Source organism: Pseudoalteromonas sp. SG45-1, from assembly GCF_014164135.1.
Taxonomy (GTDB): Bacteria; Pseudomonadota; Gammaproteobacteria; order Enterobacterales; family Alteromonadaceae; genus Pseudoalteromonas; species Pseudoalteromonas distincta.
On sequence record NZ_JACJEP010000001.1, the window covers coordinates 306,114 to 317,293 of the forward strand.

Consider the following 11,180-nt stretch of genomic DNA (forward strand, 5'->3'; position numbering starts at 1 on the left):
TCGATTGATTTTATCTCACAAACAGGGAAGCCTCTTCTATATAAAGAAGCTAAAAAACGAAAAAAAAGTGCGAGATATAAATATGTTCATACGGTTAATGTATGGAGAGTTGCCAACAATGTCAATAAAGATCTAAATAAGCTTAGGGTACTATTTATTTACCTTAGGTGATTATTATAGAAACTTTACAAATAATTTATAAATATGAATGCGGATCTGGTATATTTCGTTAACTGGTTCAAATAATAACAATTATTAATAATTAAGGTTGACCCGTGGTTTACAGACGGCCTCCATCTCGTTTTGGATTGAATTCTTTAAGTGTAAAACTTTCACTGCTTATATCTGCTATTTGTTTAATAGCAGGGGTATGTGCGGCTGCCTTAATGCTTAAATCTGAAGAGAAACAACTTGTTTTTGAAGAACATGAGGTGTTAAAAAGCTCTACAGATTTATTAGTGAAGCAGTTTAATGAGCGTATTAAAACAAAAATAAATATTGCTCAGCAAGCTAATAACGTAGTGACAGAGCAGCTTTTTCAATCTAATTCACCAATTAATTTAGGTAATAAATCACAGTTACAGTTTAATAGCGATGGTACCATTCGAAGTGCCTCGGCTGATGGATTATCAGCAGCATTTTTACCACAGCAAAATTACTCTCCTTTTTATAAACGCCTATTTAATGATTCTGAAATGTTATGGCGTATAATTTCTCCGACTCTGGTACACGACTTTTTTAACTTTTATTTAATTACCGATGACGATTTCATTCGTGTTTCTCCTCCAAACTGGGCATTAAATGCACCAGCCGAGTTTAGAGTTACGCAAGGTACAACGTATAAATATATTAAAAGTATGTTGGGGTCAGAGCGTGAGCCTGCATGGTCAAAAGTTTATTACGATACAGTATGGCGAAAGTGGGTTATTAGCTTACTAGTGCCGGTGTATGTTGATAACGAGTTTTTAGGTGTAACGGGAAGCGATATTTCCCTTAACAAACTTATTTCATTTTTACCTGTTGGCGATAAAGAAAAACACTTACTTGTATTTGATAGTAAAGGGCAATTGTTAGCCCATCCCAATCTAAACCCTGCATTATTAGCTGACTACGGTAGTGACAATAAAGCACTCGCTACTAACGAATTTGTAAACCCAGAACTGCAGTCAATTATTGACGATGCAATTGCGGTGAAGTTACCAGAATATGCCAATTCATTTGAACAAAATGATGAAGCTCACATTATTAATATCCGTAAAATTGATGATTTAGATTGGTACATAGGGGTTTATAAAAAACGTTCATCAACGTTATCTGCGTTACAAGATTTAAAACTGAAGTTTTTTGGGCTCTTTATTTTATACGCAATATTAGTTGCTTTATTGCTGCATCAGGCGCTTTATCAACTAGTACTTCGCCGTTTACATACTTTAGTTTATGCAGTAACAAGCTTTGGTAAAGGTCAGCTAACAACAGAGTTTCCGCCAGAAAACAAAGATGAGATTGGTACCCTTAATGGCTCATTTAGAGACATGACGGTAGAAATCCGCAAACTTATTGATGGTTTAAACCAAAGAATTACAGAAAAAGAAATTGCTGAAAAAGCAGCTAATCGTTTATCTAAAGCGGTCGCGTTCTCGGGCACTGGGGTTGTGATCACCGATGAAAATTTTGTCATTGAGTACGTAAACCCCAAAATGCTCGAAATGACAGGCTATCCAGAAAGCCATTTTAATAGAGCACCATTACTTAATATTATTGCCTCAGAAATGTCTATTTTAATTGAAGATATAGACATAGATTTACGCAGCCGTAATTACTGGCGCGGGGACACATTAATAGCTGGTTTAAACAAAGAGCCAATTTGGGTGTCTTTAAGTGTTTCGCCAATTCGTGAAGAGGGCGGTGAAATAACCAGTTATGTAGCATCAGCACAAGATATTTCGTTTGTAAAAGAAAGCCAGCGTAAAATGGAACAACTGGCTTACTTTGACACCCTTACGGGACTTGCCAACAGAACGTTTTTTAGAATGCAATTGCGTAAATCAATGGCATTAGCAGAGCGCGGGCATTATGCATTTGCTTTGTTTTACTTTGACTTAGACGAATTTAAGCGTATTAACGACACATTAGGGCACGATGCTGGCGATCAATTATTAATTGAAGTGGCAAACAGACTTAAAAAACGTTTACGAGCCGAGGACACCATAGCGCGCTTAGGTGGTGATGAATTTGCAGTGTTGCTCAGTGGTATAGAAAGCCAAGCTCACGCGGCTGATGTTGCCAATACAATTCAAAAAACACTGAACGTGCCCATAAAACTAGGTAGCAATGAAGTTATTGTCAGTGCAAGTATTGGTATAACTATGGCTCCTTACGATAGCTTAGAGGAAGATCAGTTACTCAAACATGCTGATTTGGCAATGTATGAGGCAAAAGCAAAAGGACGTAATACCTTCCACTTTTATAGCCAAGAATTAAACGCGGCCGCAAATGAGCGTTTATTTATCGAAAATGAGTTACGTATAGGGCTCAAAGAAAAGCAATTTGTAGTTTACTACCAACCTCAAGTTGATAGCCGTACTCATCAGGTCGTTGGTTATGAAGCGTTATTAAGATGGTTCCACCCAACTGAAGGCGCAATCCCTCCAGATAAATTTATTCCTATTGCAGAAGCGACAGGCCTTATAGTTGAATTAGGTGAATGGGTGCTTCAAGAGTCTTGTAATTTTGCCGTAAGATTGGCAGAACAAGGTCTAGAAAATAATATATCGATAAACTTATCGGCCCGCCAGTTTAAAGACTCAAGCTTAGTTACAACACTGAGCAAAATGATAATTAAGTCGGGTGTTTCAGCAAAGCGCCTTCATTTAGAGCTGACCGAAAGCATGCTAATGGGTAATGTAGAGGCAGCCATTACACAATTGCACGAGCTTAAAGCATTAGGTATATCTATTTCTATTGATGACTTTGGTACAGGTTATTCGTCGCTCAGTTACTTAAAACGGTTCCCGGTTGATATATTGAAAATTGACCGTTCATTTGTAAAAGATATCCCAGAGGATACAAATGATATGGAAATCACTGCAGCTATTATTGCCATGGCGCAAAAGTTAAAGCTAGACGTGGTCGCAGAAGGGGTTGAGACAATAGAGCAGATGCAGTTTTTACAAAATAATAATTGCTTCATTGTGCAAGGCTATTATTTTAGTAAGCCAATTGCTGAGCACGAACTACCGAATTTGTATGAAAGGTTAAATGAACTCGCAAATAGCGAAGTAACTAGTTAATAAAATTGCGGGTTAACCACCCGCAATTTTAACTTTAAATTTTAACGCTTCTAAAATGCCTTTTAGTTTATCTCGGTCATCACCTTGTACTTCAATAATGCCTTCTTTTACTGCGCCGCCTTGGCCCATTTTGCTTTTTATAGTTTTAGCTAACTTTTTTAAATCATGATCTTTTGGATCAATGCCAACAACTAGCATTACGCCTTTGCCTTTACGCCCTTTTGTTTGACGCTCAATGCGAATAAAACCATCTTTAAAAAGTTTAGCGTGCAACTCTTTTTCTGGTTTCGGCTGGTCAATGCGACCCGTACTAGTTGAATATACTAAGTGACTATCACTCATACCTTACCTTTGTGGATAAAAATGAATTAAATACTGGTGTAAATGATAGCAAATTTGAAGTTGTGTGTTTTTCTTTTTGCTAAATACTTTTAACAGGTTATATTTAGTTCAAAGGAAATATTATTGGAGTTTAATATGAGTTTAACTAAGAATGAATCAGTCGATGGCACTACATTAACAATACAAATTAAAGGTAAGTTTGATTTTAATTTAGTGCAATCGTTTCGCCAAGCTTATGCTCAAATGAGCGAAAAAACAGTAAAGGTTATTATCGATTTAAGAGAGACTGATTATATGGATAGTTCAGCACTTGGCATGTTACTTAACATGAAAAAAACCATTGATAGCCAAGTACAAACCATCGAAATAAGTAATTGCCAGCCTCAGCTTAGAAAAATCCTACAAATTTCACGTTTTGATAAAAAGTTTGATATTAGCTAATGATACATGTGTTGATTGTTGACGATCAGGCGCTCAATCGCATTTTACTAAGTAAAATGCTTGAGCAGGAAGGTTACAAAATTTCAGTGGCTTACAATGGGCTAGATGCACTTAATGTACTTAAAAGAGAGCAAATAGACATTGTTTTACTCGATGTATTAATGCCCGTAATGGATGGTTTTGAAGCAGCTGAAAAAATAAAGCAGCAGTATAGTGAAGTTTACTTACCGATTATTTTTATAACCTCCTTAGAAGATCAAGCAAGTTTTGAGCGGTGCCTCGCGTTAGGTGGCGATGACTTTATTCATAAACCATTTGAAAAAGTTATTTTGCATGCAAAAATTAAAGCACATAGCCGCACCAGAGAGCTAAGTAAAAAATCGAATCAACAAAAAAAACTGCTTGAATATCATCACAATCAAATTGAACGTGAACACGAAATAATTGAGCATATTTTTAATAACTCATTAGAGAATCAAGGCAAGTTTAAAGAGTACCTCGATTTTAATTTATCGCCGGCGTCTATGTTTAACGGCGATATGTTTTTAGTGGCGCAAAGTCCAATAGGCAATCTGTATTGCATGTTGGGAGACTTTACAGGGCACGGCTTAGCGGCAGCTATTGGTGCATTACCTATCTCTCGTGTTTTTTATACTATGGTACAAAAAGGCATGGCGATTAATGACATTGCCTGTGAGCTAAATACACTGCTTTACAATCTCCTACCTGGACACATGTTTTGTGCTGCAACCATTATAGAGCTTAGTGCATCCGGTAAAAGTATTTCTGCATGGATGGGCGGCCTGCCAGATGCGTACCTAATAGATAAAGACGGTAATGTAAAACAAACATTAGAGTCGCAACATATGGCGCTGGGGATTTTAGACGACCAAGAATTTGAATATGAAGTTATTCACTTTGAAACGAATAGTAATACACGCCTAGTATTAGCAACCGACGGTATTATAGAAACAGCAAACAAAGAAGATACATTTTTTGGGGAAGAGCGTTTTTTACAAACCTTAAAAAGTAAATCGATGATTAGTAGCGAAGATATAGTGGCTGACGTTACTAAGTTTGCAGATGGCACTAAACAGCAAGACGATTTAAGCATTGTTTTACTAAACTGCCTGCCTTTAGTCCCTGAGGAGCAAGAGCGAGAAGCATTCTCAACTTTAGCGTTTAATTTATCTTTGAGTTTAAACTCAGAACAAATAAAAAAAACAGACCCCGTTTACGACGTTGTTAATATTTTAAGCAGTGTTGGGGGGCTAAATGCCCATCGTTCTAATATATTTTTACTGTTGTCTGAGGCTTATAACAATGCGCTTGATCATGGCGTACTAGGACTTAACTCAGAGATTAAAAAACAAGAAGACGGCTTTTTTCGATATTACGAACTAAGAGAGGCAGCTCTTGCTAAACTTACAGATGCTATGATTATTATTGATATGCGCTATTGCCCCGACACGCTCAGTTTATATTTCATTATTTGTGATTCAGGCCGAGGGTTTAGTAGTAAGCACGATGAGTTGGCAAAGGTTAATAATGAATTTGGTAGAGGGGTGTCTTTACTAGAAGAAATAGCCGAAAAAGTAACTTATAACGCCAGCGGTAACCAAGTTGAAATGTGCTACAAGTTGAGCTAGCTCTGCAAAAATATCCATGCTATTATTCTCGAAACTTTAGATGTATGGATGGCCAAATGATTTCTTCTTACCTAAAAAAAGCACAACTAAGTGCTAATCCAGCTTTGATTTCAACAGAGCTTGAAAAGCTTGAGCTACATTTAGCAAACACAGCTTTGCCTGATGTATGTTGGGAGTATCAAATACCTGAGCTTGGCGAGGGCGGTGCGTGTAGTTTATTTGGTTACCTACAAGATGAGCCATTCAAATTAACTGATTATCTTGAAAATGATGAGCAAACCCAGTTCAAGCTAGCTAATTTACAAAGTATTGTGAGCTACATTGAGCACCAAACAAGTGTTGATTGGTATGGTATTTATCAATCAACTAATACTAGTGAAGGTAAGCAACTATTAAAATTGGCTTATCATGGTGCGCCTAGTCGTCCGTTGTTCCCTTTAACGCAAGCATTTGCGGCAGGTAGTAATAACGTGCAGGTTGCGCTATCTCACAAGGGCCGTATTATTAATAACGTTGAAGAGTACTTATCACAAGGTGGTGAATACTACACATGCGATCCTAAAGTTAAATCAGAAACCTGCTTACCTTTATTTAATACACAAAATGAATGTGTTGGTATTGTAGATGCTGAAGCCTTTAAAAATGATTTTTTTGATGAAAAGACGCTTGCCGTTTTAATTGCATGTTGTATTAAAATTCCTCACTTTCTAGTGTAAATAACGCTAGTCAACATGATGTGCTTTTATGTTAAGCTTAGCTTAACAGCTAACCCCTAAATAACGATAAGAGATAGCCAATGTTCTCAGTATTAAAACCATTACCAACAGATCCTATTCTTGGCCTTATGGCGGCCTATAAACAAGATACAAACCCTAATAAAATTGATTTAGGTGTAGGTGTCTACAAAGATGAGCAAGGCAATACACCGGTTCTTAAAGCGGTTAAAAAAGCTGAAGCGTTTCGTCTTGAAAACGAAATGAGCAAATCTTACATTGGTTTAGCGGGTAACTTAGATTACTGCCAAAAGATGGAGCAGTTACTACTAGGCGAACATCAAGCATTGCTAGCAAATCGCGTACGTACTGCGCAAGCGCCAGGTGGTACGGGTGCACTTCGCGTTGCAGCTGAATTTATTAAGCGTTGCAATGCAGATGCAACAGTATGGGTAACTAATCCAACATGGGCAAACCATATTAGCTTGTTTGAAGCTGCAGGCTTAACAGTAAAAGAATACCCGTATTACGATTACGAAAATAAAGACTTACTGTTTGATGAAATGATCAACACACTTAAACAAGTGCCTAAAGGTGATGTGGTTTTAGTGCATGCATGTTGTCATAACCCAAGCGGTATGGACTTAAACGAAACACAGTGGAACACAGTTGCCGAACTTGCAAAAGAAGTTGGCTTTACACCACTTGTTGATATTGCATACCAAGGCTTTGGAGCTTCACTTGAAGAAGATGCACGTGGCTTACGTATTTTAGCTGATGCAGTAGAAGAGCTAATTATTTGTTCTTCATGTTCTAAAAACTTTGGCTTATACCGCGAGCGTATTGGTGCATGTTCACTAATTGCAAAAGATAGCGCAACAGCAGATATTTCAAACTCTGTAATGCTAAGCGTTGTACGTAGTATTTACTCAATGCCGCCAGCGCATGGTGCTGATATTGTTAATACTATTTTAAGCAGTACAGAGCTTACACAATTATGGCACTCTGAGCTTGATGAAATGCGTAGCCGCATAAATGGCTTACGTAGCTTAATTAAAGAAAGCTTAGCAACTAAAGATATTGCGCAAGACTTCTCATTTATTGAACGTCAAAACGGTATGTTTTCTTTCTTAGGTATTAATAAAGAGCAAATTGCTCGCCTACAAAAAGAATATGGTATTTACATTGTAGGTTCTAGCCGCGTAAATGTTGCAGGTGTTAGCCAGTCAAATATTGAATACTTTTCAAATGCTGTAGCTGACGTTTGTAAATAAACGCAGTTAATATAAAAAAACCGCACATCTAATGATGTGCGGTTTTTTTATATCTAAATTAAAACAAAAAGCTTTAACCGATAGCAGGAATTAGCCCCGCCATTTGCATAAACTGCGCAGCAATAATCGTTATGCCACATATAGCTGCTATGCCAAGCCCAACATTCCCACTTTTAACTTTGTAGCCTGTTTTACTTGATGTTGTACGCTGTTTATAAACCATTGCTACAGGCAAAAATATTGCAAGTACGACAAGTGCTATTGCAGCGTAACCTAAAGCCATAATAAAGCCTTGAGGATAAAATAATGCAAAGCCAAGCGGCGGAATAAACGTAATTAAGGCCGTTTTAATTCGGTCCGTTTTATTGTCACCTTTTTTAAATGTATCAGCAAAAAAATCGAATAACCCTAAACTCACCCCTAAAAATGATGTCGCAAGTGCTAAATCAGCAAATAACTTAACGGCCGTTGCTACACTTGGGTTATGCGCAATACTTGCCACGCTTGATACAAAGCCACTAAGGCCTTGGCTGTTGAGTAAGTCAGCTTGGCTCATAATACCTTGGCTAAGTAGTTGCCAAAAAATATAAATGACTAAAGGCAGGGCGGCTCCAGCAATCATTACTTTGCGCAGTACTTTTATTTCTACACCAACATATTTAACAATAGAAGGAATAGAGCCATGAAAGCCAAACGAAGTAAATATAACCGGTATAGCTGAAAGGATTAACCCTTGCTCTACAGGTATCTCTAATAAATGCTTACCTTGTACATAAGGGGTTAGCATGTAAAACAAACTAGCTAATACAATAATTTTTATTGTAAATAACACTCTGTTTAGTTTATCTACCTTGCTAGTGCCCAGCGTTACCACACTTGCAATAATAACAGCGAGGATCACAGAGCCAAACTGTGGGGCTATATTTACATCAAAGCCTATATTTATACGCGCTTGAAGTTGTGCACCACCACCTGCAATATAAGCAGCGCATAAAGCGTAAAATAAAAAAACCATCGAAAAATTCGCGATGTATTGTCCGCGCTTTCCAAGCCATAATTTAGCCAACGTATTTAACGTTGCATCGTGTGGTGCATATTGGTGTAGCTCTAGCATGAGTAGTGCGGTGTAGGTCATTAGTAACCAGCTAGCAATTATCAATGCAAGCGCGGTACTAAACCCAAGCCCGGCAGATGCAATTGGCAATGCCAACATACCTGCACCAATAGTTGTGCCTGCAACAATTAACATGCTTCCAGTTGTTTTATTTTTAAGCACTTAATTACCTTAATTATTATTAATATACATGCACGATATAACTAGTTACTCAAATCTCAAATAGTTTTGTAATAAAAGAGCGGTATTAAAATGTAACCTACAATTTACAACTGTATTTATTAAGGACTTGTATGCATTTAAAAGTATTAAAATAGGGTGGTGAGGGTATAATTTTATATACGTTGGATTGCGTTATAAAACGCTAAGGATTGGCATGTGCCGGTAAAAGTATCGTATTTTTTTATGGTTCTCATTTGGTCTACTACACCACTGGGGATTGTGTGGAGCAGTGAAACAGTATCGCCAACGCTTGCTGTATTAATGCGTATGCTGGTGGGGTTGTTTTTAGGTGGTTTAATTGTTGCCATAACAAACATTAGAGTACCTTGGAGCAAAAATGCATGCTTACTTTATTTTTATTCGAGTATAGGTATTTTTGGCGGTATGTTGTTGAGCTATATGGCAGCTAAAACAGTCCCTTCGGGTATTATTTCGCTTATGTTTGGCATTGCACCTATTTTGTCAGGGTTGCTTGCTCAGCAATTACTAAATGAACCTAAATTTAGCCCGATTAAATTAGTGGCGTTAGCGTGCGCCCTAATCGGCTTATATTTTGTTAGTTATAACCAAGTACAAAACTCGCAAACTCAAGGGCTCGGGTTACTTTATGTGTTTATGGCTGTTTGCTTTTTTAGCTTAAGTGGTGTGATGATTAAGCGCGTACAAATTGCGATTCACCCTATGGCAACAACATTTGGTGCCTTAGTTTTTGTAACTCCACTCTTTTTTATTGCTTGGTGGTTATTAGATGGTCAGTTGCATATACAAAACTGGAGTGCAAAATCATTGTGGGCAATTGGTTATCTAGGTGTGTTTGGATCTTTAGTTGGGGCTTTAGCGTATTTTCATGTACTGCAAAATCTAAATGCGAGTACGGTATCACTTACTACGCTCATAACTCCTAGCTTTGCGTTAGGCTTAGGAGCTTGGCTAAACAATGAGCCATTAAGCCAAGAGCTAATAATTGGTGCGGTTATTATTTTAATTAGTCTGGGGTTTTTCCAATTTGGTGATAAATTTTTAAAGCGAAAGAGAGTAAGCGCAAATTAGTTTTACTACATTTTCTCTATTTGAATAATTAAACGACGGTTTTTGTCTCGGCCTAAAATGTTATCGTTATTATCAACAAAGCGTTTTTCGCCTAAACCGGTGGTTTGCACTTTTGCTTCATCAACACCCAAGCTCACCATATAATCTTTTATAGTTTTGGCGCGCTTGCGCGATAAATCTAAGTTATTCCAGCGTCCGCCATAACTATCGGTGTATGAGTCAATGCTAATGGACTCTATGCTTGCGTCATTTTTTAGATACTCAGCAATCTTATCAAGACGTTGTTGCGACGATTTAGTTAATTTACTGCTGTTAGATTGATAGTTCATTACAGTAAACGAAATATCTTCAAAGCTGTAAGGGAGTAGCTCATCACGGCATTGTAAAAAAGCCCAGTAAGCTTGTTTAAAGTTTACACTCGATATACCAACGGCAATTTTATCGGCACTGTTTTGCCAGTCTTGATAATAAAAAGTAGGGTAGTAGCCTTTTTCAAGCTCACTAAGCATCTCCCATGCGGTTTTATTGCCCAGCTCACCATCAAACTTTTTAAGTAATTTCATATTTGCAATATCACGGGCCGGTAAGCCTGCTCGCCAAGACGGTGGCACGGCTTTTAAACCAGCAATTGCGTAATTATCTGGGCGTACAACCATATCTAAATTAAACGTTAAGTTTTTATTTTTACTTGCTGAAGCTTTAAAAATAGCTTCCCCATAATAAGGAACTTCATGATTTAATTGGCATTGTAAGCGCGTTGTTTTAACGACTTCCCAGTTGGAGTTGTCTTGGGTTGCTGTGTATTGGCGCATAGCAGCTTGCGAGTGAGTACTGCAAAGCACTGCACTTATACTAAGGCTAATAAATAACAACTTATACTTCATGGTGCTCTCCAGCTATCCGGGAATGCCAATAATTTGGCAAATTAACGACTGCAATGATTAGTTTGTTCTCTACGTAACTAACTTATAAGTTAAAGCAAGTTATGTGCCTACAATTTTAAAGCAATAAATACTTAAATCTCCTAGCCTAGGGGGCATCAATTTTGACATAATAGTCAGCTTACACGTATAAACAAAGAAGAC

Annotated in this window: 9 protein-coding genes and 1 other annotated feature (1 of these 10 only partly in view); of the genes, 6 read left to right on the forward strand and 3 right to left on the reverse strand. The window is 37.5% G+C overall.

The features are described 5' to 3' along the window. Positions 1 to 83 (reverse strand) — a sequence feature (Phe leader region); it reaches 35 nt to the left of the window's first position. Positions 84 to 275: 192 nt separating this feature from the next. After that, positions 276 to 3,290, forward strand: a complete 3,015-nt coding sequence (locus H5117_RS01335; protein WP_182735993.1) for an EAL domain-containing protein — start codon at positions 276 to 278, stop codon at positions 3,288 to 3,290. Between the two features lie 12 nt (positions 3,291 to 3,302). Here H5117_RS01335 and H5117_RS01340 read toward each other — a convergent pair whose 3' ends face one another. Beyond that, positions 3,303 to 3,632 (reverse strand): translation initiation factor, encoded by a 330-nt coding sequence (locus H5117_RS01340; RefSeq protein ID WP_002962947.1) that lies wholly within the window; start codon positions 3,630 to 3,632, stop codon positions 3,303 to 3,305. Between the two features lie 135 nt (positions 3,633 to 3,767). Between H5117_RS01340 and H5117_RS01345 the strand changes: the two genes are divergently transcribed. The 4 genes from H5117_RS01345 (at position 3,768) to H5117_RS01360 (ending at position 7,709) form a co-directional block, all read left to right on the forward strand. Next, positions 3,768 to 4,073 (forward strand): STAS domain-containing protein, encoded by a 306-nt coding sequence (locus H5117_RS01345; protein WP_149602997.1) that lies wholly within the window; start codon positions 3,768 to 3,770, stop codon positions 4,071 to 4,073. Continuing rightward, positions 4,073 to 5,722 (forward strand): SpoIIE family protein phosphatase, encoded by a 1,650-nt coding sequence (locus H5117_RS01350; protein WP_182712753.1) that lies wholly within the window; start codon positions 4,073 to 4,075, stop codon positions 5,720 to 5,722. The genes H5117_RS01345 and H5117_RS01350 overlap by 1 nt, the downstream gene beginning before the upstream one ends. A gap of 56 nt (positions 5,723 to 5,778) precedes the next feature. Then, complete coding sequence (locus tag H5117_RS01355) at positions 5,779 to 6,438, forward strand: GAF domain-containing protein (RefSeq protein ID WP_182724556.1); 660 nt, start codon at positions 5,779 to 5,781, stop codon at positions 6,436 to 6,438. 80 nt (positions 6,439 to 6,518) lie between these two features. Further along, positions 6,519 to 7,709, forward strand: a complete 1,191-nt coding sequence (locus tag H5117_RS01360; protein ID WP_002962951.1) for an amino acid aminotransferase — start codon at positions 6,519 to 6,521, stop codon at positions 7,707 to 7,709. Positions 7,710 to 7,782: 73 nt separating this feature from the next. Here the strand turns inward: H5117_RS01360 and H5117_RS01365 are convergent, their stop codons facing one another. Continuing rightward, complete coding sequence (locus tag H5117_RS01365) at positions 7,783 to 8,985, reverse strand: aromatic amino acid transport family protein (protein ID WP_182724557.1); 1,203 nt, start codon at positions 8,983 to 8,985, stop codon at positions 7,783 to 7,785. A 216-nt stretch (positions 8,986 to 9,201) separates the two neighbouring features. Here H5117_RS01365 and H5117_RS01370 point away from each other — a divergent pair, with 216 nt between their 5' ends. Further along, positions 9,202 to 10,095, forward strand: a complete 894-nt coding sequence (locus tag H5117_RS01370) for a DMT family transporter (protein WP_182735994.1) — start codon at positions 9,202 to 9,204, stop codon at positions 10,093 to 10,095. Positions 10,096 to 10,100: 5 nt separating this feature from the next. Here H5117_RS01370 and H5117_RS01375 read toward each other — a convergent pair whose 3' ends face one another. Continuing rightward, positions 10,101 to 10,979: an OmpA family protein gene (locus H5117_RS01375; protein WP_024595663.1), complete on the reverse strand. Its 879-nt coding sequence runs from the start codon at positions 10,977 to 10,979 to the stop codon at positions 10,101 to 10,103. Positions 10,980 to 11,180: the final 201 nt, after the last annotated feature.

What these genes read in the sequence shown, in the direction of transcription:
- H5117_RS01350 (WP_182712753.1), top strand. Translation starts at nt 4,073, where the DNA reads ATGATACATGTGTTGATTGTTGACGATCAGGCGCTCAATCGCATTTTA.
- H5117_RS01360 (WP_002962951.1), top strand. Translation starts at nt 6,519, where the DNA reads ATGTTCTCAGTATTAAAACCATTACCAACAGATCCTATTCTTGGCCTT.
- H5117_RS01345 (WP_149602997.1), top strand. Translation starts at nt 3,768, where the DNA reads ATGAGTTTAACTAAGAATGAATCAGTCGATGGCACTACATTAACAATA.
- H5117_RS01340 (WP_002962947.1), bottom strand. Translation starts at nt 3,632, where the DNA reads ATGAGTGATAGTCACTTAGTATATTCAACTAGTACGGGTCGCATTGAC.
- H5117_RS01355 (WP_182724556.1), top strand. Translation starts at nt 5,779, where the DNA reads ATGATTTCTTCTTACCTAAAAAAAGCACAACTAAGTGCTAATCCAGCT.
- H5117_RS01375 (WP_024595663.1), bottom strand. Translation starts at nt 10,979, where the DNA reads ATGAAGTATAAGTTGTTATTTATTAGCCTTAGTATAAGTGCAGTGCTT.